Annotated in this window: 20 protein-coding genes; 16 read left to right on the top strand and 4 right to left on the bottom strand. The window is 57.6% G+C overall.

Going from position 1 to position 26,716, the window contains the following annotated elements; translation table 11 throughout:
• Nucleotides 1–396: 396 nt before the first annotated feature.
• From urtA to C7964_RS04045, 6 genes are all read left to right on the top strand, one after another.
• Nucleotides 397–1,677, top strand: coding sequence for an urea ABC transporter substrate-binding protein (urtA, locus tag C7964_RS04020; protein ID WP_110278337.1), 1,281 nt, complete (start codon nt 397–399; stop codon nt 1,675–1,677).
• A gap of 71 nt (nt 1,678–1,748) precedes the next feature.
• Nucleotides 1,749–3,692 carry an urea ABC transporter permease subunit UrtB gene (gene urtB / locus C7964_RS04025; protein WP_110278338.1) on the top strand — a complete coding sequence of 648 codons (1,944 nt, stop codon included), beginning with the start codon at nt 1,749–1,751 and terminating at the stop codon, nt 3,690–3,692.
• 3 nt (nt 3,693–3,695) lie between these two features.
• Nucleotides 3,696–4,862 carry an urea ABC transporter permease subunit UrtC gene (gene urtC / locus C7964_RS04030; RefSeq protein WP_110278339.1) on the top strand — a complete coding sequence of 389 codons (1,167 nt, stop codon included), beginning with the start codon at nt 3,696–3,698 and terminating at the stop codon, nt 4,860–4,862.
• Nucleotides 4,859–5,608, top strand: a complete 750-nt coding sequence (gene urtD, locus C7964_RS04035; RefSeq protein WP_110278340.1) for an urea ABC transporter ATP-binding protein UrtD — start codon at nt 4,859–4,861, stop codon at nt 5,606–5,608. Before urtC ends, urtD begins: the two co-directional genes overlap by 4 nt.
• Entirely contained in the window at nt 5,601–6,296 is a 696-nt protein-coding gene (urtE, locus tag C7964_RS04040) for an urea ABC transporter ATP-binding subunit UrtE (RefSeq protein WP_110278569.1), read from the top strand. The genes urtD and urtE overlap by 8 nt, the downstream gene beginning before the upstream one ends.
• Before the next feature lie 218 nt (nt 6,297–6,514).
• Nucleotides 6,515–7,507, top strand: a complete 993-nt coding sequence (locus tag C7964_RS04045) for an aldo/keto reductase (RefSeq protein ID WP_110278341.1) — start codon at nt 6,515–6,517, stop codon at nt 7,505–7,507.
• 30 nt (nt 7,508–7,537) lie between these two features.
• Here the strand turns inward: C7964_RS04045 and C7964_RS04050 are convergent, their stop codons facing one another.
• The 3 genes from C7964_RS04050 to C7964_RS04060 form a co-directional block, all read right to left on the bottom strand.
• The gene (locus tag C7964_RS04050) at nt 7,538–9,835 is read right to left on the bottom strand and encodes a TRAP transporter permease (RefSeq protein ID WP_110278342.1); all 2,298 of its coding nucleotides are present in this window, start codon (nt 9,833–9,835) and stop codon (nt 7,538–7,540) included.
• A gap of 153 nt (nt 9,836–9,988) precedes the next feature.
• Entirely contained in the window at nt 9,989–10,990 is a 1,002-nt protein-coding gene (locus C7964_RS04055; RefSeq protein ID WP_110278343.1) for a TAXI family TRAP transporter solute-binding subunit, read from the bottom strand.
• 176 nt (nt 10,991–11,166) lie between these two features.
• On the bottom strand, nt 11,167–12,081 hold the full coding sequence (locus C7964_RS04060; RefSeq protein ID WP_110278344.1) for a LysR family transcriptional regulator: 915 nt from the start codon (nt 12,079–12,081) through the stop codon (nt 11,167–11,169).
• Between the two features lie 148 nt (nt 12,082–12,229).
• Between C7964_RS04060 and C7964_RS04065 the strand changes: the two genes are divergently transcribed.
• From C7964_RS04065 to C7964_RS04090, 6 genes are all read left to right on the top strand, one after another.
• Nucleotides 12,230–13,303, top strand: a complete 1,074-nt coding sequence (locus tag C7964_RS04065; protein ID WP_110278570.1) for a tartrate dehydrogenase — start codon at nt 12,230–12,232, stop codon at nt 13,301–13,303.
• A gap of 13 nt (nt 13,304–13,316) precedes the next feature.
• On the top strand, nt 13,317–14,573 hold the full coding sequence (locus C7964_RS04070) for a glycerate kinase type-2 family protein (RefSeq protein WP_110278345.1): 1,257 nt from the start codon (nt 13,317–13,319) through the stop codon (nt 14,571–14,573).
• 269 nt (nt 14,574–14,842) lie between these two features.
• Nucleotides 14,843–15,556, top strand: a complete 714-nt coding sequence (locus C7964_RS04075; protein WP_286163746.1) for a tetratricopeptide repeat protein — start codon at nt 14,843–14,845, stop codon at nt 15,554–15,556.
• 88 nt (nt 15,557–15,644) lie between these two features.
• Nucleotides 15,645–17,147, top strand: a complete 1,503-nt coding sequence (locus C7964_RS04080) for a ShlB/FhaC/HecB family hemolysin secretion/activation protein (protein WP_146214819.1) — start codon at nt 15,645–15,647, stop codon at nt 17,145–17,147.
• Between the two features lie 14 nt (nt 17,148–17,161).
• Entirely contained in the window at nt 17,162–23,050 is a 5,889-nt protein-coding gene (locus tag C7964_RS04085; protein ID WP_110278348.1) for a two-partner secretion domain-containing protein, read from the top strand.
• Nucleotides 23,047–23,319 carry a hypothetical protein gene (locus tag C7964_RS04090; protein ID WP_110278349.1) on the top strand — a complete coding sequence of 91 codons (273 nt, stop codon included), beginning with the start codon at nt 23,047–23,049 and terminating at the stop codon, nt 23,317–23,319. The genes C7964_RS04085 and C7964_RS04090 overlap by 4 nt, the downstream gene beginning before the upstream one ends.
• Nucleotides 23,320–23,334: 15 nt before the next feature.
• On the opposite strand, the gene C7964_RS04095 is transcribed toward C7964_RS04090, so the two are convergent.
• Nucleotides 23,335–23,550 carry a hypothetical protein gene (locus C7964_RS04095; RefSeq protein ID WP_110278350.1) on the bottom strand — a complete coding sequence of 72 codons (216 nt, stop codon included), beginning with the start codon at nt 23,548–23,550 and terminating at the stop codon, nt 23,335–23,337.
• Between C7964_RS04095 and C7964_RS04100 the strand changes: the two genes are divergently transcribed.
• The 4 genes from C7964_RS04100 to C7964_RS19870 all read left to right on the top strand — a co-directional run.
• Nucleotides 23,549–24,610 carry a hypothetical protein gene (locus C7964_RS04100; RefSeq protein WP_146214820.1) on the top strand — a complete coding sequence of 354 codons (1,062 nt, stop codon included), beginning with the start codon at nt 23,549–23,551 and terminating at the stop codon, nt 24,608–24,610. The genes C7964_RS04095 and C7964_RS04100 overlap by 2 nt on opposite strands.
• A 35-nt stretch (nt 24,611–24,645) precedes the next feature.
• A complete protein-coding gene (locus C7964_RS04105) occupies nt 24,646–24,939 on the top strand; it encodes a hypothetical protein (protein ID WP_110278352.1) in 294 nt (97 codons plus the stop codon).
• A 21-nt stretch (nt 24,940–24,960) separates the two neighbouring features.
• The gene (locus C7964_RS04110; protein ID WP_110278353.1) at nt 24,961–26,040 is read left to right on the top strand and encodes a hypothetical protein; all 1,080 of its coding nucleotides are present in this window, start codon (nt 24,961–24,963) and stop codon (nt 26,038–26,040) included.
• 345 nt (nt 26,041–26,385) lie between these two features.
• The coding region (locus C7964_RS19870; protein WP_181417097.1) for a hypothetical protein at nt 26,386–26,716 on the top strand (331 nt) is incomplete at its 3' end.

The raw sequence follows: 26,716 nt of genomic DNA on the forward strand, positions 1-26,716 counted from the left end.
CAGGGCGGCCCCGACGCGATCCTTTTCGACAGAAATGCCGTGATCCGTCGGAATCACCTGGAAGCGGGGTCCCGAAATTCACTTCACGTTCATGTCAGGGCATTTAACGTGATCAAAAAATAGGCTGGATCACAGTTTTTGCGATTTTTATAGGCGCTGAGGCGTGAGGCGACGGGTTCAACGCGAAATTGCTAGCATATTTCTGCAGTGCAGCACCACTTTGGGGCGTCCGAGGAAAACTTCGGCGTCGCGCAAAGGGCTATCCTGCAAGATCGTTCCCTTCACGCGACTACAACATCACTGTTGCGGGTCCTTCCTACTTGGTCGGTCCAGGGTTGCATAGGGAATTGGTTTCCTGACGCAGCATCCCGCAACGACAACGGGGACCAAAAGACTATGACCTTTAGAACTTCTGCATTTGTTTTGACTGCCTTGCTGGGCACGACATCTATGGCTGCCGCGCAATGCGCTGATCCGATCAAAGTGGGTGTGCTTCACTCGCTCTCTGGCACGATGGCGATTTCCGAAACCACGCTCAAAGACACAATGGAATTGCTGATCGAGAACCAGAACGCCGCTGGCGGGTTGCTCGGGTGTGAAATCGAAGCTGTTGTCGTCGATCCGGCATCCGACTGGCCGCTCTTTGCCGAAAAAGCGCGCGAACTGCTGACCGTCAGCGAAGTCGATGTGATCTTTGGCAGCTGGACATCCGTCAGCCGGAAATCCGCGCTGCCTGTACTGGAAGAGCTCAACGGCCTGATGTTCTATCCGGTGCAGTATGAGGGCGAGGAAAGCTCGCGCAATGTCTTCTACACTGGTGCGGCGCCTAACCAGCAGGCGATCCCTGCGACGGATTATTTCCTTGAGGAACTGGGCGTCGAGAAATTCGCGCTTCTGGGCACGGACTATGTCTATCCACGGACAACGAACAACATTCTTGAGGCCTATCTGCAGTCCAAAGGTATTCCTGCAGAAGACATCTTCGTGAACTACACCCCTTTCGGTCATTCCGACTGGGCCACAATCGTTGCTGACGTTGTCGCGCTGGGCGCGGATGGCAAGCAGGTTGGCGTCATCTCAACCATAAACGGCGATGCGAACATCGGTTTCTACAAAGAACTGGCGGCGGCGGGTGTCTCTGCCGATGACCTGCCTGTTGTCGCATTCTCGGTAGGCGAGGAAGAGTTGTCGGGTCTGGATACATCCGACCTTGTCGGCCATCTGGCTGCATGGAACTACTTCCAGTCCGCAGAATCCGAGCTGAACGACGAATGGGTCGCAGCGTGGAAAGCCAAGATGGGCGAAGACCGCGTAACCAACGACCCGATGGAGGCCCACTATATCGGCTTCAACATGTGGGTGAACGCGGTGACCGAGGCGGGTACGACCGACGTTGATGCGGTGCGCGAAGCCATGTACGGGCAGGAATTCCCGAACCTGACAGGTGGTACGGCGGTCATGCTGCCAAACCACCACCTCGCCAAGCCAGTGCTGATCGGTGAGATCACCGCTGACGGCCAGTTCGATATCATCAGCCAGACCTCTGAGGTGCCAGGTGATGCATGGACCGATTATCTGCCGGAATCTGCGGTGCTGGTGTCGGATTGGCAAACACTGGGTTGCGGGATGTATAACACCGAAACCGAAACCTGTGTGCAGTTGACTTCCAACTACTAAAGCAGCCGATCAGGGACGCATAATCCAATGCGTCCCTGAACCCCTCCCTCACAATATCGGCTTGAATCCACATGCTGCGATTGCTCTCATTGGCGCTGTCCATGTGCCTGATTTTGCCTGCATCTTTGCAAGCGCAAACCCTGCAAGACATCCTGCAAACCCATCAGGACGAGGTGTTGAGCCCCGGTCGCCAAAGCGTCGGTGTGGTGCTCGACGATTTGGTTGCCAGCGGACTGCCACAGGCGCTGCCGTTTCTTGAGGCATGGCGCGACCGTGAGATTGTGCAGCGTGACAGTGACGGTTTGTTCTTCCGTGCGATTGAAGAAGATGACGCGATTACGCTTGTAGACCTTGATACAGGCACGACAATCACAGTTGCGAATGACGATGGCCTGACCGAGGCGCGCCCCAATGGCGGTGTGCGCCGCGCCATCGGCGATGCACTCGTGCAGTTCCAGCTTTCCGATCCCGATATCACCAAACGCCAAGCGGCCGTTGATGCGATCGCCCGCAGCATGGATGCTAGCCAGCTAGGCCCGTTGCAGGCTTCGATCGCAGGCGAGCCTGACCCTTCCCTGAAAGACACCAAAGAGCGGCTGGCAGGAATGCTTGCGGTCCTGTTTGGCGAAACACAAGAGGTGCGCATCGCCGCCATCGCAGGCATGGCCGATGACCTTTCGGTTGATGTCCGTGCGGTGCTGAACACCGTCTTGTCGACCCAGCCGCAGGTTGCCGTAGCCCTTCCCGATGATGCCAATGTCGCACAGGTGCTGACCATTGGTGCCGACCTGACTGCGCAGGAGGCCTATGACCGACTGGTCGCAGCAGAGCTTGCACCTGCGCTTGTGACAAGCGCCCAAATCCGCGACGCGCTTGTCGCCAATATCGAAGGCGGCATGGTGGGTGGGGTTCCTGTCAGCGCGCTGAACACCGATGCGGCCCGCGCGGAAGCCTATGACGCGCTTGCCGGTCAGGGGCTGGTCGCCCCGCGCGTGACGCCCGAGGCACAAGAGGCCGCCATCGCGGCACATGTCTTTTATCTGCAATACGATGAACCTGATCCAGTCATCACCGATGCCGCCGAGCAGGCTCTGGCAGCCGTTGAAACCCGCGTTGCCGTGAGCCAGGGCATTGATCTGGGGCTGGATGCGCTGTCGCTGGCCTCGATCTATTTTCTCGCGGCCATCGGGCTTGCAATCACCTTTGGCGTGATGGGCGTGATCAATATGGCCCATGGCGAATTCATCATGATGGGGGCCTACACCGGCTTCGTCGTGCAGCAGTTTGTGCCGGACTATACGCTGTCGATCATCATCGCATTGCCTTTGGCTTTTGCGATCACCTTCGGCGCTGGTGTCGCGATGGAGCGTTTGGTCATCCGGCATCTTTATCACCGTCCGCTTGAAACCCTCTTGGCAACATTCGGCATCTCGATTGCCTTGCAGCAGCTTGCCAAGAACATCTTCGGCACCCAAGCGCGCCCGCTGACGTCACCTGAATGGCTGGACGGGGCGCTCGTGTTCAACGACGTGATCGCAATCAGCTATATCCGTATCGCGATTTTCGTGCTGGCGCTGCTGTTCTTGGGACTGATCCTGTTTGTGCTCAAACGCACGCGGCTGGGGCTGGAAGTGCGCGCTGTGACGCAAAACCCCGGCATGGCGGCCTCGATGGGGATCAACCCTGACAAGATCAACATGCTGACTTTCGGTTTGGGTTCGGGCATCGCCGGCATCGCCGGTGTCGCGATCGGGCTATATGCCAAGGTTACCTCCGAGATGGGCGCGGATTACATCGTGCAAAGCTTTATGACCGTGGTCGTGGGCGGTGTCGGCAATGTTTGGGGTACGCTCGCAGGCGCGTCGCTGATCGGTTTCCTTCAAAAGGGGATCGAGTGGCTGAACCCGTCCAACACGCTTGCCGCACAGACCTATATGATCCTGTTCATCATCCTGTTCATTCAATTCCGGCCAAAGGGCATCGTCGCCCTCAAGGGCCGCGCGGCGGCGGATTAACTCATGCGGAAATCATTCCTTGCCGAAAATCCATCTGTTCTGTGGTTCATCGCGATCCTTGCGGTATTCACTCTCGTGGTCACGCTCTTGTCCGAGGTGACGGGGGTCGGGCTGATATCGACTTCTTTTGTCAAAACACTGGGCAAGACGCTGTGTCTCTGTCTTGTCGCCATCGCGATGGATGTGGTTTGGGGCTATTGCGGAATCCTGTCACTGGGGCATTTCGCCTTCTTCGGTATTGGCGGCTATGCCATAGGCATGTGGTTGATGTACGCCCGCACCGAAGGGATCGTGATTGAAAGCTTCGCAGGCCAGCCTATACCGCCGACCCCGCAGGAAGTGTCTGACGCCATCGGTAACCAGATTTTTGGGGTCGTGGGCAGTTCCGAATTCCCGCTGATCTGGGGCTTTGCGGATAGTCTGTTCTTGCAATTGCTGATGGTCGTGCTTGTACCGGGTCTGTTGGCACTGGTCTTTGGCTGGCTGGCGTTCCGTTCGCGGGTGACGGGCGTGTATCTGTCGATCCTCACCCAAGCGATGACGCTGGCCCTTGCGCTGTACCTCTTCCAGAACGACAGCGGCTTGCGCGGCAACAACGGTTTGTCGGGCCTACAGAATATCCCTGGGTTTGAGGATGCGTCGCAGGCAAGCATCTCGATTGTCTTCTTCATCGCCTCGGCTGTCGCACTGGCCGCCGGATATGTGTTCTTTGCGTGGATCGTGTCGGGCAAGATGGGCAGCGTCATCAAAGGGATCCGCGATAACGAAGCGCGGGTGCGCTTTCTGGGCTACCATGTGGAAAGCTACAAACTCTTTGTCTTTACGACCACGGCAGTCGTCGCAGGCATCGCAGGCGCGCTCTATTACCCGCAGGCAGGCATCATCAACCCCGGTGAAATCGCGCCCATTGCGTCGATCTATCTGGCGGTCTGGGTCGCCATCGGCGGGCGCGGGCGGCTCTATGGCGCGGTGATCGGGGCGGCCTTTGTGTCGCTCTTGTCGAGCTGGTTTACCGGCGGCGGCGCGCCCGACATCAACCTCGGATTTTACGTCATCCAATGGACCGATTGGTGGCTGGTGCTCTTGGGCTTCTCGTTCGTAGCCGTCACATTGTTCTTCCCCAAAGGGATTGGCGGCCTCTTTGACCTGCTGGTGAGGAAGCAATCATGAGCATGCTCTTGGAAGTCTCGGGCGTCACTGTCACCTTTGACGGATTTCGGGCCATCAACAACCTGTCGATCAACTTTGCCCCGACCGAGCTGCGCGCGATTATCGGCCCGAACGGTGCCGGCAAGACGACATTTATGGATATCGTGACCGGCAAGACAAAGCCGGACACGGGGCATGTGATCTGGGGTGATCGGAATATTTCGCTTCTTGGCATGTCCGAAAGCCAGATTGCCCGCGAAGGGATCGGGCGGAAATTCCAGAAACCGACCGTATTCGAGGCGCAGACCGTCCGTCAGAACCTTGCCATGGCACTGAAAAACCCGCGTGGGCCATTTGCGGTGCTGATGCACAAGAAAACCAGATCCAATGCAGAACGGATCGAGGCTATCGCAGGACAGGTTGGCCTGTCTGACAGCCTGACCCGCGTGGCGGGCGAGTTGAGCCATGGCCAGAAACAGTGGCTCGAAATCGGGATGCTGCTGGCACAAGAGCCGCGCTTGATGCTGGTCGATGAACCCGCCGCTGGAATGACGCCGGAGGAGCGCGAGAAAACCACTGACATCCTGAAAGAGGCGGCCAAGACGCGGGCGGTTGTCGTGGTGGAGCACGACATGGAGTTCGTCCGCCGGCTTGATTGCAAGGTCACCGTCTTGCACGAAGGAGCTGTTCTTGCGGAAGGCAGCCTTGATCATGTGACCTCGAACCAGACCGTGATTGATGTCTATCTGGGGCGCGCCCATGCTTGATGTGCAAAACCTTGATCTGAAATACGGGCAGAGCCAGATCCTGTTTGATATCTCGCTTCAGGCGGAAACGGGTAAAATCACGGCGGTGATGGGCAACAACGGCGTTGGCAAAACCAGTTTGCTCAAGGCGATCTCGGGGCGGCATCCGATTGCAGCCGGGATTGCGACGGTGGCCGGAGCGCCGGTACAACTGACATCGGCCTATCACGCGGCACGGGCAGGGATCGCCTATGTTCCGCAAGGGCGCGAGGTGTTCGCGATGATGAGCGTTATGGAAAATCTTGAGACAGGTTTTGCCTGTCTGCCAAAGGCAGAACATGCCATTCCCGACTATATTTTTGGGCTCTTTCCTGTGCTGCGGGATATGCAAACGCGGCGCGGCGGAGACCTGTCGGGCGGCCAGCAACAGCAGCTTGCCATTGCCCGCGCGCTGATTACCAAACCAAAGGTTCTCCTGCTGGATGAACCGACCGAAGGCATCCAGCCCAATGTGATCCAGCAGATCGGCGATGCGCTCGAAACATTGCGTGATGAAGGCCAGATGGCCATCGTTCTGGTCGAGCAGAACGCCGATTTTGCCTACCGGATTGCGGATACATTCACCGTGATGGAACAGGGCTGGGTCAAGCGGAGAGCGGCAAAAGAGGACTACACGAAAGAGGCTCTTATGGCAGATCTCGCGCTATAGAGGTGGGTATCTGACAACATTGGAAGCAGAGGGCAGGGGGGCTGAAAAGGGCGCGGCGCGCCAAAGCGCTTTGCGGACGCGTTGTCTGCCCCTGTCGAGCAGTCGCCTGCTCTCCGCTGAGCACGTTGCCACAGTGACACATTGCTTGTAGGGCTGTTCTCCGATTGGGCAAAGCGCCGCGACTTCCGGGCTTTGTTGGGAATGATTGGGGGACGGATATGAAACGTCGATCACTGCTTCGTTCTGGAAAGCTTGTGTCTGCAATCGGCCTCGGCTGTATGAGCTTTTCCGGTTTCTATGGACCTTCAGATGAGCAAGAGGCCCACGACACTCTCGCGGCTGCCCAACGTCTGGGGATTGATTTGTTGGATACCGCGAATGTCTACGGTTTGGGTTCGTCCGAAGAAATCATCGGCCGTTACCTCAAACGCAATCCTTCGGACTTCACGATCGCGACCAAGGCAGGTATTTGGCGTGATCGCGAGCACGGCAATCGTGGCTTCCGGAACGATGCGGCCTATCTGAGAACCGAGCTGGAAGGGTCACTCCGCCGGCTTGGGGTTGAACATATCGACCTGTTTTACGTGCATCGTCGTGACCGCAGCTTGGAAATTGAAGAGGTTATGGGCACGCTGCTTGAACTCAAGGCCGAGGGAAAAGTCTCGGGCATCGGTTTTTCTGAAATTTCGCCCGCCAGCCTGAGGCGCGCCGTAGCCGTTGGGCCCGTGGATGCGGTACAGAGCGAGTATTCGCTTTGGACACGTCAACCGGAACTCGGACTTGTGCAGGCCTGTAACGAGTTGGGGGTCACTCTGGTCGCCTATTCGCCGCTGGGGCGCGGTATGTTTGCAGACCGTTCACCTGATCCTGTCAATTTCGGAGATGCGGATTTCCGCAAGAACAATCCGCGGTTCCTGCCACCGAACTTTGAATTTAACCTTGGAAAACTGGCCGCCTTCAAGGCCTATGCAGCCGATCATGGGTTCACAACTGCTGCGCTTGCGCTGGCATGGTGTCTGGCACGGGGCGAGCATGTGATCCCAATTCCCGGTACGCGCACCGCCGATCATCTCGCAGAATGTGCCGCCGGTGCTTCCATCGATGTGACTGAAGCAATGATGGCCGAGATCGAGAGCATGCTGCCAGTCGGCTGGGCATGCGGTGATCGCTATGCAGAAGCCCAATGGAACGGGCCGGAAGGCTATTGCTAGGACACCTCAGAGACCGCGCGATCATCCCGCTCAGTCAGCCCCGCGCACTGGAATGGCGGCGTCCGGATCAGGTTGGAAAATTTTCTGGATAAAGAAGATACCAACCGCCGCACCGATGCCGACCAAATCGCTCAACCAGCCGCCTTCGATCATGAAGAGAGCGGCGAGGATCAGGCCAACCCGCAAGAACCACGCGGGCCGCGATCCCATGAACCAGCCCTGCACGCCTGATGATAGCAAGAAAACGCCAAATGTGGCCGTGATGCCTGACCTGATGACCTCTAGCCAGCTGCCTTCCATCAGGATGGCGCTGTTGTAGAAGAACATGAATGGCACGATGAAGGCCGCAATCCCGATCTTGAACGACGCAACGGATGTCTCTATCGGGTTGGCCCCCGAAATACCCGCAGCAGCATAACTGGCCAAAGCCACGGGCGGTGTAATCGCCGAGACAACCGCAAAGTAGAAGACAAAGAAATGCGCGGTCAGCTGCGGAATACCAAGTTGGATCAAACCTGGTGCGACGACAGATGCAGCGACAGCATAGGCGGCAGTTGTCGGCATCCCCATGCCTAGCAGGATGGCGATGCACATGGCAAAGAAGAGCGCCAGAAGCTGGCTGACACCTGCAAGGTCAAGCAAGACTGCAGAGAAGCGTGCGCCGACGCCTGTCAGGCTGATGACCCCCACGATGATGCCCGCACAGGCACAGACGGTGATGATCTGGATGGACATCACACCCGCAAGCTCGAACGCCTTGAGGATCGACCGCAGGCCCATCCGATGCGGCGTTAACCAAGACACTACAGCCGCTGCGACTGTAGCCAGTGTGCCCGCACGAATGACCGAGTACCCGAGGAACAGCGCAAAGATCAGAATGATGATCGGGATGAAGAGATAAATCTGGCGGATCAGTTTCGCGAATTTGGGCAGTTCGTCTTCGCGCATCCCGCGCATGTTCAGCTTTGCCGCCTCGAAATCGACCATGAAGTAAATCGAGGCAAAGTAAAGGATCGCGGGGATGATGGCCGCAATCGCGATTTCCTGATAGGGAATACCGGTGATTTCGGCCATAATGAAGGCGCCCGCACCCATGATCGGGGGCATGATCTGGCCACCGGTCGAGGCTGCCGCCTCGATCGCGCCTGCGGTTTTCTTGTGGTATCCGACTTTCTTCATTAGCGGGATCGTCAATGACCCCGTGGCCACAACATTGCCCGCCGATGTGCCATTGATCATACCCATCAGCCCCGATGCGAAGATCGCGACTTTCGCGGGTCCACCGCGCGCGCGACCCGCCGCAGCGAAGGCAAAGTTCACGAAGTAGTCGCCCACTTTGGAGGCTTGCAGGAATGCTGCGAAGATAATGAACAGGATGATGTAGGTCGATGACACAGCAGTCGTTGGCCCAAGGATGCCCGCGTCGGAATAGACATGACCAAAGAAGCGCTGCCAGCTATAGGCGCTTTGCACCGCAAGTATACCCGGCAGCAGGTGCGCGGTGAAAGTGTAAAGCAAAAACACCCCGGTGATGATGACCAGGGCAAGGCCCGCCACGCGGCGCGTGAGCTCGAGGATCATCGCGGCACCGGCTGTTGCTGCGAAGGCCACGCCAATCGGTACGAATGGCGTACCGACCGAATTGCGGGCAGCAGTACCGTAAATTGCCACAAGGTAAATCGCGACGACCACACCACAGATTGCAAGAACAATGTCAGAGGCCGCGAAAAGTTCGCGGCCGCGGCGTTCGAACCACCCGAGCAGGATCGCGCCAAACGTGGCGATCAACAACGGGATGCCGAACCAGCGGACCTCTGCCTGATAGATATCAGTGCCCGGAAAAGCGGCCCATGTGGTTAGTCCGCCCATCTGCGGCAGGGTCCCGGAACTGATTGTATTTGAGAATCCAACTGCTGTCGCACCGGCAGTCAGTGCCGGGATCGCAAGGACGAGCGAGATCCATGACAGGATTGATGTGCCTTTATGCTCTTTGTCGGGATGAAAGCTGTGCGCAGAGAAAAGCAGGAACCCCAGCGCCAGCGCGCCCGCGATGTGAATGATGCGGAAATTCCACGTCTCCATCGGGAACTGCGGAAGGAATGGTATTTCGACGCCGGTCCAGTCTGAAATCGAAAGGCCGTTCAAAGCAATCATGTGGAACGCGGCATAGAGCGTCGAGAGCGCTGCAATGAAGAGATAGCCGTTGCCAGTAAACAGCCGACGATTGCCCTCAATGGGCTCTTCGTCCACTCCCTCGGCCAAGACTGTCGTCTTGTCTTCCAAAGCTGCGGAGTCTGTGATCTCGTTGTTATTCGCCTGCTCTGCCATGGTTCCCCCCGTCGGCCAGCAATCCCTTAGTGACGTATGATAACGAAGGTTTTGTTTTATCGGAACCATTGTTATCAGCCGCAGGATCTTGTCCGTCCTGTTAAAAAAACGCATCGGCCAGCCAGGCGCCAGCCGATGCGCGACTGTTGTGTATCAGTTGCTGTGGATCATGTCGTCCGCAATGTCCGCGCCTGCGTTCTCTTCGAACCAACGCGCGGCACCTGCGTGCCATGGCATGACAGTGTTCCGATCCCAGAACTCAGGCAGAGTGGAACGGGCGGCACGGTGTGTGTTCACCATACGCTCGTTGTCGGACATTACCGCGTCGACAACGGCATAAACAAAGGACTCAGGCAGATCGCAGTTTGCGATTGCGAAGTTCCACATCGATACGGACCGTGCCGGCGCTTCCAGCGTGGTGTATGTGTCGGCTGCGATGTCAAAGTTCGCCACAGGGAAGGCCGTGGTGATCTGAGCTTGTTCTTCTTCTGTAAACTCGATGATGTTCACCTCGACCTGTGCCTCCAGCTGGGACACCGCAGGAACCGGAACACCGGCTGCGAAAGCAACGACATCCAGCAGACCGTCCTGAAGCTGGCTGCCAAGATCGGACCAGCCGCCGTTGCGACGCTCAAAGTTGACACCCAGTTCTTCCATCATCCGCGGGAAGTATGTGTCAGATGTCGAACCCGCAGGGCCGAAACCGATGCGCGCACCATCCGGAATATCCGCCACAGAAGTGATGCTCGAAGACGCCAATGCGGTGATCGAGAATGGCGTCTGATACATTGGGAACATTGCGCAAGCATTATCCATCGGCAGACCAGGTGCGATCGGGTTGGCACCGGCGATGGATTCAGCGGCCGGGCCCATTGTGGTCATACCGAAGGGCAGCTCGCCAGTGTGGACAAGTGCCATGTTCTGCATTGGACCACCGGTGACTTCCGCGCCACCAGACACACCAAGCGCGTCCGCAACAATGCCCGCCCAACCAGAGCCGTAGCCAAAATATGTACCACCCTGAGAGCCTGTGCCAACGGTAAAGCTATCAGGCCAACCTGTTTTATCGACGTCAGACTGTGCGACTGCCGCGCCTGCGGTCAGTGCGGTGGCAGCAAGTACGGCCGTAAGCCGCGTGATCGCTGTTTTATGCATAATTATCCTCCATGTTGCTTTGCCGTGATCTGACAATGCGGTCTCCTGCCCGCGATGCCCGGCATGCGCCCCTCCAGGCGCAGTGTGGTGAACGGTACATGTAGGAAAATAGCGAACTCAAGAAAAAAGCGGGTTGCGAATGGTATTCTGAAATATACAAAAAATATGAATAATGATTAAGCGGTCCGCGACAGGGCCGCCACATTGGCGTCGAGCACATCCAAGAACGCATCGCGAGCGGGGTGCCGCGTGTCCCGCAGCCAGACCACAGAAAGCGCAAGCTTGTCGCGGGCGATACCTGGCGGGATCGACAGGGGAACAAAGCGCACACCGCCAACAGCAAGACGCGATGCCCATTTTGGCACAATCGCCAATCCGACCCCGGTTGACACCAAACTGACTATGGTCTGCTTTTCTTCGGCAATCTGGGCAACACGCGCCGTATAGCCTGAATCCAGAAAGAGTTTCATGGTCAGGTCATGGCTATGGGGCCGCGAGCGACGTTCCGGCACGATCAGCGGTTCATCGGCCATCTCCGCCACTGTGATCTCGGATTTTGTCGCCAGCTTATGCTGCTCTGGCACAGCGACCACTGCGGTCTCGTTGAAGAGTTTGCGGAAAGCCAGTCTTGGGTCCTTTATTTCGGGTGGTCGGACAATGGCCGCATCAAGCCGACCAGACAGGACGCGCGGTAAGAGACGAAATGATTTCTGCTCCAGCAATTCGATGTCGATATCCGGATGGAGTTCGCGGAACTGCGGAAGAAATTGCGGCATCAGTCCCGCCGCCGCACTATCGATGGCTCCGATACGCAGAATAGGCAATTGGTCCTGAAGCCCGTCGCGGAACTCGGATTCCAGCCGATCTGCACGTTCGACAAGATCGCGGGCAGCATCGACAAAGTCACGCCCGGCATCTGTCAGTGACACATGTCGCGTTGTGCGGAACAGCAAGCGGCTTCCCAACCGTTCTTCCAGCATTTTGATCTGCCGCCCGAGTGATGCGGGCAGCATATCCATCTGCTGCGCGGCCTTGCCAAAGTGCAAAGTGTCGGCAACAGCAATCAGGCAGCGAAGTTGGCGAAGTTCCATAGGACCAGAAGATTATTGCGAAAATTTATATGATCTAATCATCATTGCCGTGTCACCGTCAAGTTGCGAGTGTGCCGGCTGAACGATGCAGACAAACGGTCTGGCACATGTTGCGCAGGCCGGAATAATTCAACGCTGGGGACACATCATGCGTACATACAATATTGCCGCTATTCCTGCCGACGGAATCGGACCAGAAGTTATTGAGGCCGGAGCAGAGGTGCTGTCTGCACTCGAAAAGCGCGATGGCACGATCAAGTTTAACGTCACGACCTTTGACTGGGGTTCGGACTACTACAAAAAGCATGGCGTGATGATGCCAGAGGACGGGCTTGAGCAACTGAAGCCGTTTGATGCGATCTACTTCGGGGCGGTTGGTGCGCCGGACGTACCTGATCATATCACATTGTGGGGGCTTCGCCTCCCGATCTGCCAAGGCTTTGACCAATACGCCAATGTGCGCCCCACCAAGATCATTCCCGGTGTTTCGTCGCCCTTGCGCGATGTGGGTGTTGGCGATCTTGACTGGGTTATTGTGCGCGAAAATTCGGAAGGCGAATATTCAGGGCATGGCGGGCGCGCACATAGGGGGATGCCAGAAGAAGTTGGCACAGAGGTGGCTATCTTCACCCGCGTCGGTGTCACCCGCATTATGCGCTATGCCTTCGCTTTGGCCCAATCACGCCCACGCAAGAAGCTGACCGTTGTAACAAAATCCAACGCGCAGCGCTTTGGCATGGTGATGTGGGACGAAATCGCGGCAGAAGTTGCATCCGAGTTTCCGGATGTCTCATGGGACAAGATGCTGGTCGATGCGATGACTGTACGTATGGTCAAAAACCCCAAGTCCATCGACACGATCGTTGCCACTAACCTTCACGCAGACATCCTGTCGGATCTTGCAGGTGCTTTGGCAGGGTCGCTGGGCGTTGCACCCACTGCCAATATTGATCCGGAAAAGCGCTTTCCGTCGATGTTTGAACCAATCCACGGATCGGCCTTCGACATCACCGGCAAAGGCATCGCCAATCCGGTCGCAACCTTCTGGACCGCCAGCCAGATGCTTGACCACCTTGGCGAGCACGACGCCTCAGCACGGCTGATGCGCGCGGTTGAAAAGGTCTGTGCCGATGGCATCGTTACACCAGATGTGGGTGGCAAAGCCACGACGCGCGAGGTCACCGAAGCGGTCTGCGAGGCAATACGCGGCGAAAACACCTAGGCTGGCTGATTTTATGCGTGTTCCTGATCCTCAGGCCTTGCTGCGCCGGATGCTGGATGCTGCCATTTCAGCGGCCGACCCAGCAAAGGTGCTGGCGCAGCATTTGCCCGAAAAGCCGACGGGGCGCTGCATCGTCGTGGGCGCCGGCAAGGCCGCCGCAAGCATGGCGCGCGCGGTGGAAATCGCTTGGCCGGATGTCGATCTGTCGGGTGTTGTCGTCACGCGTTATGGCCATGCGACAGCGACAGAGCGGATAAAGGTGCGCGAGGCTGCCCACCCGGTCCCGGATGAGGCCGGTCTGGCTGCTGCGCAGGAAATACTTGAGGCGGTCCGACAGGCGCGCAAGGAAGATCTGGTTCTGGCCTTGATTTCTGGCGGAGGCTCCGCCCTGATGCCGATGCCACGGCCTCCGTTGACCATTGCCGACGAAATCCTGGTGAACAAGGCGCTGTTGCAGTCTGGTTTGACCATTGACGATATGAACCGTGTCCGGCGCCGCTTGTCGCTGATCAAAGGGGGCGGTTTGGCAAAGGCGGCCCATCCCGCAAAAGTTGTCACTTTGGCAATCTCGGACGTGCCCGGCGATGATCCGGCTGCGATCGCGTCTGGCCCCACCTTGCCGGACCCGACAGCCGGGGATGACCTGTCGTCCATAGTCGCGCGTCTCGGCACATGTATTCCGGAAGAAGTGCGCCGTGTGCTGTGCGCAAGGCCAGAGCCATCGCCATCCTTTGATACGGATTTCCGGCTCATCGCAGTTCCGCAGTTGGCGCTTGAGGCTGCTGCGCAAGTCGCGCGTGACGCAGGGATTGCAACCGTGCTGCTCGGTGATGCGCTTGAAGGCGAAGCGCGCGAGGTCGGCACGGTGATGGCCGGAATAGCAAAGGCCGTTCGATCCCATGGGACGCCAGCACGAGCCCCAACCGTTGTGCTTTCGGGTGGCGAAACCACTGTCACAATCGGGCAGACGCCACCGGGCAAGGGCGGGCGGAATACCGAATTCCTTTTGTCGCTTGCGCTTGGACTCGCAGAACGTCCCGGGATTTATGCAATCGCAGCAGACACCGACGGGATTGACGGCAATGAAGACGCGGCCGGTGCCATTATCGGACCGGAAACCTTGGCCGATGGCCGCGCTGGGGGGCTTGATCCGACAGGCTTCCTCGCCAGCCACAATAGTTATGCGTATTTTCACGCGTTGGGGGCCCTCATTCATACCGGACCGACCCTGACGAACGTGAACGACTTCCGCGCTGTCCTGATTTGTTGAGCAGCAATACTTGTGAGCCGGTCGTCGCATCTGCTGGCGCCCTGCACCGTCCGTTTTCGGACCGATAGTCACGACGCGCGGTGAATAACATTCGATCCCAAGCCTAGTTAATTTCTTGTTGACGTTTCCCGTCCTGGTTGTTTTAGACGTAAGCCGATTGATACTCACTGATTGGTTTTGAGATGCGATATTTTTCCGGTTTATCTTTCTGTTTTGTTTCTGTTTTATTGACAATTCCAGCCGCAGCTGACGTCGCTTCAGGGATTTATTTGCTCAACGCAGGGGATGTGTCCGGTGCTGCGACAGAATTCGCGGCCGCCTATGAGGCAGGCGATCCAGAGGGCGCATTTTATCTGGGTCGCCTCTTTGAATTGGGCCTGGGCACCGACCAAGATGAAATGCGCGCGGCTAACCTTTATGCCGCCGCGGCCGAAGGGGGGGCGACCAAGGCACAGGTCCGTCTGGGTCTGATGTATCACGAAGGTCGGGTGCTGCTGAGGGATTATAACGAAGGAACGCGTTTGCTTTGCGCGGCTGCCGATGCCGGTGATGCGGACGGGCAGTTGAACTGCGGTCTGGCTTATCGCGCAGGACGTGGTGTGCAAACGGACGATGCATTGGCCCAGTCATATTGGCAGAAGGCGGCGGATCAAGGGAACATCCTTGCGATGAATGTGCTGGGGCAGACGGCGCTGGACGCAGGCAATGTGGAGCAGGCGGCAACGTATCTCAAGCAATCCGCTGATCTTGGCAACGCGGGTGGCATGTATGAATATGCCAAACTGCTGATGGTTGGTGCCTCGCCGGACCCAGTCACGGCTTATTCCTATGCAAACCTCGCTGTCGTACGTGGCCTGGCCGATGCGGGCGTTCTGCGCGATGAGATCGAGGCGCAACTGACCCCGGAACAGGTAGCCGAGGGACAGGCACTCGCGCGCGCATGGACCGAGGCACGTATTCTGGCTGACAACGACGCGAACTGAGCACGTAGCGGTGTTAGGTTCCCCTTTAAGGCTGCAAGCTGGCGCGCTTTTGCTGTCTGCTACCGCAGCGCAGGCTCAGGTGAACTGCGTGCCAATTGACGTGATCAACGTCAGTGGGGTCACGCTGTTATCTGACATGGCGGTCGACAGCGCGCTTGTGCCTTCTCGCGGGCAATGTCTGGACATCGACGGTATTAATGGCGCGTTGGAAGCCATCACCTTTCTCTATGTCGATCGGGGCTATGTGACCGCGCGCGCCTATCTCCCAGAGCAGGACATAGCAGATCGGTCGCTGGATATCACCGTGGTTGAGGGCGAGTTGGCCGCTGTGCGTTTCAACGGCGAGGACCGCCCTGTCTGGCAGTCGCTTGTCTTTCCGTCGCTTGTCGGAAAGTCGGCCAACTTGCGCGAGATCGAACAGGGGCTGGAAATCATTCGCGGAATGCCTGCCTACACTGCCACGATGGAAATCAGCGCGGGAGAGGAAGAGGGCCAATCGGTGCTCGAGGTGACGGCAACAGCAGACAAGCCATGGACAGCCCGCATCGGCATAAACAATCAGGGCACCGAGGACCGTGGCGAGTATCAGGGCACCGTCGATCTCACATATGACCACCTGTTGGGCCTGAATGAAAGCTGGGCGCTGAACTATTCCCGCGGGACAGAGACATATCCGTTTTCCCGTGACACGGGTGGTGCATTGTCCGAGAATATCGGCGGATCGGTTAGGTTTCCCTATGGTCGCTGGATGCTGACCGGAAACTACAGATACTCTTATTATGAAACTGACACCCTCGGTCCGATCACAACGATCGGGACAGATGGCTGGACCCATACCGCCGATATCGGGCTTTCCCGTGTCATGCACCGTAATCAAAACAGCAAGACCACCCTGTCAGGCACGATTGCGTACCGCGAGAACGTCAACCGGATTGCCGAGATCAAGATCAACGCCTCCAGCCGTACACTGTCGAGTGCTCGGATTGATCTGGAGCAGGAGCGCAGCATCTTGGGCGGCAGTCTGAGCATGCGCTTGGGCTACGAACAAGGGCTTGAGGCCTTTGATGCGGAAAAGGCCACAGACCCTTTGGTTGGGCCGGACCCGCAATTCCAGTTGGGTGATTTTGAACTAAGCTATTTCCGCCCCTGGCAGGTGGGCGGCGGCCAGTTGAGTTATACGGGCCTCCTGCGTGGCCAGGCTAGCAAGGATGATCTTTACGGAGCTTATCAGCTAACACTTGGGGGGCTGTCATCGGTCCGCGGGGCCAAAACGCTCGATTTCGATGGGGATGATGCCGGACTCTTTGCGGGCAGTACGGGTGCTGTCTGGCGCAACGATTTTGCCTGGACATTGAATGCGGACAGAACCGACTGGTTCGGCAGTCTGCAGCCATATGCGGCCTTCGATGCCGGTGCGGTCGAAGTTGATGGCGATGACGACGTGTCGCCCTTGGTCGGGGCGGCGATCGGGTTTCGCACCGTCGGCGGCCGGATCTCGATGGATTTCGGCTATCAGCAGGTGTTGCGCATGCCGAATGACGCAACCCCGCCAGATGGGATTTTTGTGGCTTCTCTCTCGGCCCGTTTTTGACGAAGGTAATAGCTATGACACGCAAGGTTGGACCATATCTCAGAAACGCCGTGTCGGCGCTTTGCATTGGGCTGGTCACGGTTCAGCCGGTGCTGGCGCAGTCGATTGTGGCCGATGGCAACGGGCCGCAGGTGATCGATACGGCGAATGGCCTGCCGATGGTGATGATCAACACGCCGGATGGCAATGGCGTGTCGCACAACACCTACACCGAGTTTGGTGTCGGACCCGGCGGTGCGATCCTGAACAACGTGGACACAAATACGGCAACGACCCAGTTGGGCGGGATCGTGCAGGGCAACAGCAATCTTGCGGGGGGTGCCGCGGGGATTATCCTGAACGAGGTTACTTCGACCAACCCTTCGCTGCTGAACGGCTTTCTTGAGGTCGGCGGTCAGCAGGCAGATGTCGTCGTTGCTAACCCGAACGGGATCACGTGCGACGGCTGCGGGTTCATCAACACCAGCCGCCTGACGATCACCACCGGCACACCCAGTTTTGACGGTGATACGTTCACCGGTTTTTCGGTGGATGGCGGCGCGGTGGCGATTGGCGCAGGCGGGCTGGATGCCTCGGACACCACAACGTTTGATCTGCTGTCACGTCAAATCACAGTCGGTGGCGTGGTCAGTGGCCAGCGCATCCGTATCGTGGCAGGCCGCAACGACGTGCTTTATGCAACCGGTGAAGTAACCGAGAAGGCCAGTGATGGCTCTTCAGCACCGGCATTGGCCATCGACGCGACCGCTTTGGGCGGGATGTTTGCCAATGCGATCACCATCACCTCGACCGAAGATGGCGTGGGCGTCCGCGCCCCGCGCGATATGGCGGCCAATGCCGGTGGCATGATGATCACCGCCGACGGCCGCCTGGTGGTGAACAACGCCAGCTCCAGCCAGAATGTCACTGCCCGCAGCACGCAAGAGGTCGTGGTCGAGGGCACGGTCGCAGCGCAAGAGGTCTCCGTGACCAGCGCCGACGATCTGGTGCTTGCGGCTAACGCCACGCTGGTGGCCGATAGTGCAGCACTCTTGACAGTTGGTGGCGATCTGGAGGTCGGCGCTGATGCCGAATTGACCGCAACCCGTTTCGGTTTGGATATCGCAGGCGCTTTGCGCATTGCCAGCGGCGCTGATGTCACCTCGGTCCATACGCTGGATATTGACGCTGAGAGCCTACTGAACCAGGGCACGCTTGCCGCGACCGATGGCAGTTTGCTGGTTGCGGCTGGCATTGGTCTGACGAATGAGGGGCTGATGTTCGGGGATTCCGGCCTGACCCTGCGCAGTGATGCGGCGATCACCAACAACGGTGGCACGATCATCTCGAACAACGGCATTTCCATGCGTGGCGATGTCAATGCCCGCGCTGGTGCCTTCAACAACCAGAACGGCGGTATTGTTGAGACGATCAGCGGAAATATCAGCATCGCGGCGGATGCGGTCAATAACAGCCGCGCAGAAGCTGTCATCCTCGGCGCTGGCATCGGGACAGACGGGACCATCGGTGCTGGGGAAGAATGCGACCGGCAGACCTGCTACGAAGAAATCGCGCTATCGGGCGAGTTTGAATATGAAAGCGACCGCTCGCAGATCCTATCGGCGGGCAACATCACGATCAATGCGGATGAGGTTACCAACGCCTTCAGCAGCATTTCGGCCTTTGGCGATATCACCATCGCGGCGGACACGCTAAACAACGTCGGCAGGAATTATTTCCGCAACACCGGCGGCACAGCTGAATTCATCGGCGCGGATTTCGGCGTCATCGAGGCCGGTGGCAATCTCGATCTGACCGAGATTGAAGGCTACATTCAGAATGGTGCGCTGACAGCCGTTACCAACGACCGCGCGGGACCGTCAAATACCGACCTGAGCGCCATCAGCATCGGGTCTATCGGTAATCCAGACCTTCTGGTGGTCAATCAGGACCCTGACGCAGAATTTCTGGTCGAAACCCGTCCAGAGTTTGTCGATCTCGATCTGTTCGTTTCCTCAGACTATTTCCTGCAGGCGATTGAATATGATCCCGAACTGCGCCGTTTCGGTGATGCCTACGCCGAAGCGCTGTTCATCCGCAAACAGCTGCAGGAACTGCTGGGTCAGCTGATCCTGACCACCGGCATCGATGAGCGCGCCCAGATCGAGGCGATGTACAACAATGCGATCAATGAGCTTGAGAACCTTGACCTGACCCCGGGTGTGGCCCTGACACCGGATCAGATCGGGGCGCTGACCACCGACATTATCTGGCTAGAAGAAACCGTCATTGACGGTGAGCGCGTATTGGCGCCGAAGGTCTATTTGGCCAACCCGGAAATCCGCTTTGCGGGGTTGAGCGGCGCGATGATCACGGGGCGCACGGTGGACGTGCGCACGCGCAACTTCGACAATTCCGGCAATATCCGCGCGACCGATGGATTAAGCATCGTTGTCAGCGAAACCTTCCGGTCAACGGGAGGCACGATTTCCGCCGAGGACATCGCCATCGTCGGCAATAATATCGAGATCGTGACCGGTGCGCAGACGCTTGTGACCCAGCGCAGAGATCGAACCGACCGCGAGGATATCGCCGTTCCTGCCGCTTCGCTTGTAGCGGATAACACGATTGTCCTGACCGCCCGGGATGCGATCACGACCGCAGGGGCGCAGATCGCGGCGGGTGATAACATCTCGCTTCTGGCAGGCGGCGACATCACGATTGGCGCGCTCCGGCTTGCTTCGGCCAAGGGCGACCGGACCGGATCGAACCGGAATTATGTCGAGCGTGTGGACCATCTGACCACCAGCCTGACCGCAGGCGGCGACATCATGCTGCTGTCGTCTGGTAATGCGGCGGGCCAGAACGACATCGTGCTGGAAGGCGCAAACCTGACTGCAAGCGGAAATGTGGGAATGATCGCGCAGGGCGGGGATCTCTTGCTCACTGCGGTCGGGGACTTCTATTTCCGCGATTATCGCACGCGCAGCCGGAACCTATTCCGTACCAAGACCCGCACCGAGACAACCACCCGACTGACCCATCAAGTCACAACGATCGAGGGCGCGTCGATCACCGGTGTCGCTGATACGAACATCTATGTTGCAGGCAGCCGCTTTAGCGTACCTGGCGTGCCCAACAGTGATCTGACACCCGGGCAACTGGCCATGGTGTCCGTCAATGAGAGCTCCGTATTTGACGCACCCTTTGATCTTTTTGCCGAGACAAAAACCAGATCCAGCTCGACGCTGTTCGGACTGATCAATAACTCATCCAGCAGCAATAACGCCCATTCCTTGGTCCGGGGTGTTTTTGCCGACACGGCAGGTGATATCGCACTCAATTCCGGCGGTGATCTGACACTTATGGCAGTGGACTTCAGCGCGGGCGGGCAGTTCGTGACACAAGTCAGCGGCACAACCTACCTGCTCGCTGCTGTCAATCAGGACTACCAGTTCACACAGACCCATCGTGACAACGGCATCATCATAACCGACACCACGGTAGAGGACATCGGCGAGAGTGTTGTCTTCAATAAGATCACTGCGGCGGGTGGCGTCAATCTGGACCCGGATTCGCAGATCGTGCTGGCCGGTGTCCGCGATGCGCTCTTCGACAGCGCGCATCCGGCGGTCTGGGCTGCGGTCGGTGAGAATGGACGGTCGAACCTTGCCAATGCCTATTTCGGCACGGGCGAGGATGCCCAAACCAATGAAACCGGTGGAACCGAAACTGCCGGTGACAGCCACTGGCGCGACGGGGGTGACTGGTCCGAAGAGGGCGCATTCCTCGTCACTCAGGTTGCGCTGCCCACCGGCGCGGATGGGGCGGAATACGCTTATCTTGACGGTGTGCTGGGGCGCGACGACACGATCAACGAACCGATCGAGCTTGTCAGCTACTACTTCTATGACCGCCAGACCGCCCTGAACCCCGCCTTCAAGGCACTGCTGACGGTGATGGTGACGCAGGGAATGTCGGGGCTGGAGTTCCTGCAGCTAGGCACGAACCTCAGCTTATCCGGCAGCATGGCCACGGCGGTCAATGCCGCGACAACCTCCTTTGCATCCATCTTTACAGTTGAATCCGTCGCCGGTGTCGTCTCAGGCGAATACGACCTGTCGGCCATCGTCGGACAGGCGAGCTTCTCTGCGCTGTCCGCTGGCCTGACGTCAGGGGTTAACCTTGAGCAACTTGGCGGTGACTGGGAGGGGATGGCCTGGGCCGGGGAATCCGTCGGTTTTGGTGACAACCTGACCTTTGCAAATCTGGTCGAGCACGGAATTGATGCAACGATCACTGCGGGGCTCAGTTCCGTGGTCTATGAAACCGATTTCCTCGATAGCTTCGAGAGAAGCTTGAAAGCCTCTGCTGTCAACATGCTCATGGCTGACTTGCAGACGGGTGTTGGTGACGGGGTCAAGGACGGGCTCTATAGCGAGGGCAGCGTTCCCCACGCGCTGCTTCACGGCGCCGTGGGCTGTGCCGCGGCAGAGGGGCTGGGCGGCAACTGTGCGTCAGGGGCGGCAGCGGGCATCGCGCAGTCGGTCTTTGCGGGGCTGCAGGAGGGCGCGCCAGAGCGGCAGCCGGGGCAGTCGGATGACGAATATTTCGCCGTTTACAACGCCTGGAAAAACGACGTCGCCGCGCAGGCAAATCTGCTGGGGGCCGTTGTCGGCTACACGACCTCGGGCGGGCAGGCGGTCAACGTCAGTAACGCCGCCAGCATCGTGCAGTCGGGCGCGCTGAATAACTATCTCGGTCATACCGATCTTGCCGTGCTGGCAGACCGCCTCGCGGAATGTCGCGCCGATGGTGCCTGCACGGAAGAAGAGCTTTTCAGCATCCGTGACGAGATGCTCGCACGCTCGCTGGCAAATGATGAAGCGCTCGCCAGTTGTCTTACGCAGGCGTGCGTGGAGGAGCATTTGGCGGCGGTCGCGGGACTGGACGCATTCCGCGAAGCCATCGGAACTGATCAGGCCGCGCGTCAGATCATTGGACACGCCTTGCAGAGAAACGCCGGCGTAGATGTCGGCTTGCTGGCCGTCCTCGGTGCCCGTGGCGGGACAAGTGGGCCAACTATCGGACCTCAGGATTGGGCGCTTGCGCGCGCCGCGCTGAACGTCGCCAACGCGGAAACGATCCTGCAGCAGTACGGGCAAGACGCAGCTTGCATGATTGCTGTGGCCAATGAAATTCAGGCCGATGAGGCTTTTGTCGACCTGCTGCGGGACCTGCCCGGCGTGGGGGGGGTCATCGCGGCCAATGACTGTGTCATGACGGGCGACGCGCTCACATGCGCGGCAGTATCGGTCGAAGCGCTCGGCGCTGCGGGCGACATGCTCCAGAACGGCCGCCGCGTGCTGCTGCGCATGGGGGAGGACACTGTCCCTGCGACGGTGCGGACCACCGATGAAGGCGTCGAGGTCGTGACCGATGCACGAGACGTGGTGCGCGTTGCGGATGCCCCAAATAGGGGATTTGGCAGTGATGCATTTGTTGAGGTGCCGCGCCAAAATATCGGCTCGCAAGCTGACAACTTCACAGATGGTGCATATCAAACGGTTCGCACCACTGAGGAAACAGTGATTTATCGTTCATTTGGCGGCGATGCACGTTTGCAAGGTGGCTATGCTACTCCAACACAAGGCGCATCAAGAGCTGATTTGGCTATCGAACCTGATTGGGGAAATACGATGCGTTTTGAAGCCACTGTTACGGTGCCAAGTGGAACCACATTGAATGTTGGAACGGCTGGTCCTCAAGCAACCTTGCCCGGTGGTGGAAGCCAAATTTTGATGCCACGAGGTTGGGACGGAATACCGGTGAACAACAATACTGTACGAATAACTGACACAACAACTGGACGCACTTATTCATACGACGAGTTTGCAATTGAATTTCCGGATCTTGCACGATGACACCTGCTGCCGAAAAAATCGACATAATCGCCAATGCCCTCAAAGATGATGTGTCCAACAAGAGGGTTTTTGCTTTGCTGGATGATCTACGAAAAACATCACTGTCACTGGATCACGGACAAAAGTCTGAAACCTTTCATAATATGCTAAGAAGCTTCAATCGTATGTGGGGTGATGAATTCTCACCAAAATATGCTGTTGTAACCCCCTTGTTGAACGATCTTTTCGATATGCACGGTTTTCCCGCAGAAAGATCGAAAGCTAAATGAAAACCAGTGGCTTGATCAATCCGCCGACCCATCCTCCGCCCCCTGATACTCTGGCATGGCGATGGCGCAGTACGACAGACCATTGCGATCTTGGATGATTGGGGCGTTAGCGATTTTGCACCAGCTTGCGTCGTCGTCCTGGGTGATGAGTTGGACGGATCGTTGGAAGTCATCCTTCTCGATCTGTGCCTTTGCGGCGAAGAACGCGCCGCCGCTCGCGAAGATGGCCATGCCCCGCGCATTGTGCCACTATACCCCCATGACCACTGCCCGCGTTTTCCTTACCCGCTGCCTGATCTGGTTGCTCACGCTGGCCAGCCCCGCTGGGGCGGCTCATCTTGTTGTGGACCTGCAGAAGGGCATCGCGCAGTCGGTCTTTGCGGGGTTGCAGGAGGGCGCGCCGGAGCGGCTGCCCGGGCAGTCGGATGAGGACTTCGCCGCTGTCTACAACGCCTGGAAAAACGACGTCGCGGGGCAGGCAAAGCTGCTGGGGGCCGTCGTGGGCTACACGACCTCCAGTGGGCAGGCGGCGAATGTTGGTGCCGCTGCATCTATCGGCCGCTCTGGGTTTGAAAACAATGCAATTCCGGCGATTGTATGGATCATCATAGCGGCCGGTGGCTATACGACGGTCGAAGGCGGTGGCGACCCGTTTGAAGGCTTGCGGGTTATCGGGCGGGACGAGGACCTGATCGGCAGCATGGTATTGTCCGGTGCCGAAGAGGCCTTTTTGTTCTCAAACGAGCACTTCCCCGCAGCAACAGAGACCTTTGTGGAGGCCATGATGCGCGCGGGCGAGGGTGCGGCGGTCATGGTGAACTTCGCGGATAAGGCCACGGGTCAGGTTGTCAGCACAGCGTGGAATGACCTGCCGCAGGATACGCGCGATGCAATCATCGGCGGAGGAGTGGTGGTCAGCTTTGTGGTGCCTGCAGGGGCCGCAACGCGGATTGCAAGGGCAACGCCGGATGTGGCCCCAAATAACTTAGGCGCAAATAACATCAACAACGGCATCTTCCTGAATCGCCAACTGGCTGCGCAAAAAATTGCGGGGGGTCACGGCTTCGAAAAACACGTACTACAACAAGGCGAGTTCGCAGGCTTAGGATTTCGGACGCGTGATCAGTATGCAGCACATATTGAGAACGTTTTGAATAATCCAATCAGCGTTCGATACACATCGGATGGAAGAAGCTTCCATCTTCAAGAATCCACAGGGACTGTGGTGGTGCGCAACCCAAATGCGCCGGACGGTGGTACAGCTTTCCAACCCCAAAATTGGAATGAGTAAGTTTCTGGATTGCCAACGAGAACGGAGCCATACTGATGACTGAAAATCTACTTATGCAGTCCATAAAAAGCGCTTTGCTCGATCTCGAAGAGCAAGGAGATATTGTACTGTGCGCGAGCGAGCCAGACTTTCCTGCCAAATTCATTTATGAAGCCGTAAGCGGGTTGGCTCCGAGCGATCAACTTACCATCACAGAACTTGCTGGTTTACGATCATTAGTCTTTCAAGCTGTTTCTGACAAACGCTTCTTTGATTGGGAAATGCCTACTTTGACAGGGTTGACGGCGGACCAGTTTAAAGCTGCAGCCAACAAGCTTCCGAAGCGGTAGTCAAATGGCGCTTTCTATAAAATGAAGCTCATCCGCCATATCGTTTGCTTTTTCCAAGTGCTTCTGTTCGCGCTATCTGGAGCAAGTGTGGCGTTTGCGAGTGTTGGAAGTTGGCAGAAAGTAGAATTCCACACGCATCATTCTGAGGTTGCTCTCCAGCAGACTAATCTAGCGTTCGCTGCCAGAGCGCCTCCGTACGTTGCTGTAAATGTTGCGACCGCCGGTACCCTTGTTCATGGGAATGGTGACGTGCGCGCTTTGATCGGCGCAAAGGGCACCGGAGTAGCGTTTGCGTTTTTGCAGTCCTCTATTGCTCCAAATAGGACAGTCGGTGGCGACCCGATTGAAGGCTTGCGGGTTATCGGGCGGGGCGAGGACCTGATCGGCAGCATGGTGTTGTCCGGTGCCGAAGAGGCCTTTTTGTTCTCAAACGAGCACTTCCCCGCAGCAACAGAGGCCTTTGTGGAGGCCATGATGCGCGCAGGCGAGGGTGCGGCGGTCATGGTGAACTTCGCGGACAAGGCCACGGGTCAGGTTGTCAGCACAGCCTGGAACGACCTGCCGCAAGATACGCGCGATGCAATCATCGGCGGAGGGGTGGTGGTCAGCTTTGTGGTGCCTGCAGGGGCCGCAACGCGGATTGCAAGGGCAACGCCGGATGTGGCTACAAATGGGGGAAACCGCCCTGATTTCTATGTTTCACCCAATGGTGAGGCAGTAGAAGGTACTTTGTATCGCTATTCCGATAGCGTCTATGCGGATGATATTCTTCAGAACGGTGGCTCTCCGGCAATAGACGGTCGGGGACATTATTTAGGAACCGAGGCTTTGGATTCTGCATCTAGCGTTCGCGATCGGTACCAAATTGCCCCAGAGTGGTCTAATCCAACCGTTCGCGGCGAACTGGATTCTATTCAGCTTTATGATCCGAATACTAGCACATGGCGGTTGCAGACCCCCACATCGAACGGAAATACCACGACTATTCCAGAGCCGTACACCTCCGCATATCCGGAGTACGGAACAGGTGGGGCACGACAATACACCACCGATCCGAATACACCGATTCGGTATGATAACGTTGATATTATTGGAGATTAGTATGAGCAGCCCAATGTATCCATCGCACAGTGAACTTCGAGCAATGCTGGATCAACTCAGCCAAAGATACCTTACAGACACTGACGCTTCTCATGTCATGGCGCTATTTGATCAAAATCCACACTCGGGGAAGGAAATACTCCATATTCTGGTATCTAAGAAGCTTCAGGAATTCGCGGAAAAAGATCAGAGGGCAATTAAAGTTCTGGCTCATAATTTTGGAATTTGAAGCGATAGTCTGTAGCAATGTTGATGCAATTGACCCACTTCCTGATCCGAACCCTTAGCGCGCTGCTTTTACTAGCATTTGGAACGGTTGCGGCATTTGCCGTGCCAGGAGTTTGGATGCCGGTCAGCTATCCTGTGGTGGCGCCTGAACTGAGCGCTCAGCCTGTCGATCTGACCTACACAGCCCGCGCGCCGCCGACTGTTAGCGAAGATCTCGCGTCCACCGGCGTTGCACCCGCGCAAACCCGCAACCTGCGCGCATTGGATGGCGTAGAAACCACCGGGGTGGTCTATACGCTTTCGCGTTCTTTTCTTGCCCCAAATAGGACAGTCGGCGCCGAACCGATTGAAGGCTTGCGGGTTATCGGGCGGGGCGAGGACCTGATCGGCAGCATGGTGTTGTCCGGTGCCGAAGAGGCCTTTTTGTTCTCAAACGAGCACTTCCCCA

The organism is Loktanella sp. PT4BL (genome assembly GCF_003201935.1).
GTDB lineage: Bacteria > Pseudomonadota > Alphaproteobacteria > Rhodobacterales > Rhodobacteraceae > Yoonia.

Bases quoted from the DNA above. Each gene is read 5' to 3' on its own strand.
- C7964_RS04070 (WP_110278345.1), top strand. From the start codon at position 13,317: ATGCGTGTTCCTGATCCTCAGGCCTTGCTGCGCCGGATGCTGGATGCT.
- C7964_RS04045 (WP_110278341.1), top strand. From the start codon at position 6,515: ATGAAACGTCGATCACTGCTTCGTTCTGGAAAGCTTGTGTCTGCAATC.
- urtB (WP_110278338.1), top strand. From the start codon at position 1,749: ATGCTGCGATTGCTCTCATTGGCGCTGTCCATGTGCCTGATTTTGCCT.
- C7964_RS04100 (WP_146214820.1), top strand. From the start codon at position 23,549: ATGCCCCGCGCATTGTGCCACTATACCCCCATGACCACTGCCCGCGTT.
- C7964_RS04085 (WP_110278348.1), top strand. From the start codon at position 17,162: ATGACACGCAAGGTTGGACCATATCTCAGAAACGCCGTGTCGGCGCTT.
- urtA (WP_110278337.1), top strand. From the start codon at position 397: ATGACCTTTAGAACTTCTGCATTTGTTTTGACTGCCTTGCTGGGCACG.
- urtD (WP_110278340.1), top strand. From the start codon at position 4,859: ATGAGCATGCTCTTGGAAGTCTCGGGCGTCACTGTCACCTTTGACGGA.
- C7964_RS04065 (WP_110278570.1), top strand. From the start codon at position 12,230: ATGCGTACATACAATATTGCCGCTATTCCTGCCGACGGAATCGGACCA.
- C7964_RS04055 (WP_110278343.1), bottom strand. From the start codon at position 10,990: ATGCATAAAACAGCGATCACGCGGCTTACGGCCGTACTTGCTGCCACC.
- C7964_RS04095 (WP_110278350.1), bottom strand. From the start codon at position 23,550: ATGGCCATCTTCGCGAGCGGCGGCGCGTTCTTCGCCGCAAAGGCACAG.
- urtE (WP_110278569.1), top strand. From the start codon at position 5,601: ATGCTTGATGTGCAAAACCTTGATCTGAAATACGGGCAGAGCCAGATC.
- C7964_RS04050 (WP_110278342.1), bottom strand. From the start codon at position 9,835: ATGGCAGAGCAGGCGAATAACAACGAGATCACAGACTCCGCAGCTTTG.
- C7964_RS04110 (WP_110278353.1), top strand. From the start codon at position 24,961: ATGAAGCTCATCCGCCATATCGTTTGCTTTTTCCAAGTGCTTCTGTTC.
- C7964_RS04090 (WP_110278349.1), top strand. From the start codon at position 23,047: ATGACACCTGCTGCCGAAAAAATCGACATAATCGCCAATGCCCTCAAA.
- C7964_RS04105 (WP_110278352.1), top strand. From the start codon at position 24,646: ATGACTGAAAATCTACTTATGCAGTCCATAAAAAGCGCTTTGCTCGAT.
- urtC (WP_110278339.1), top strand. From the start codon at position 3,696: ATGCGGAAATCATTCCTTGCCGAAAATCCATCTGTTCTGTGGTTCATC.
- C7964_RS04060 (WP_110278344.1), bottom strand. From the start codon at position 12,081: ATGGAACTTCGCCAACTTCGCTGCCTGATTGCTGTTGCCGACACTTTG.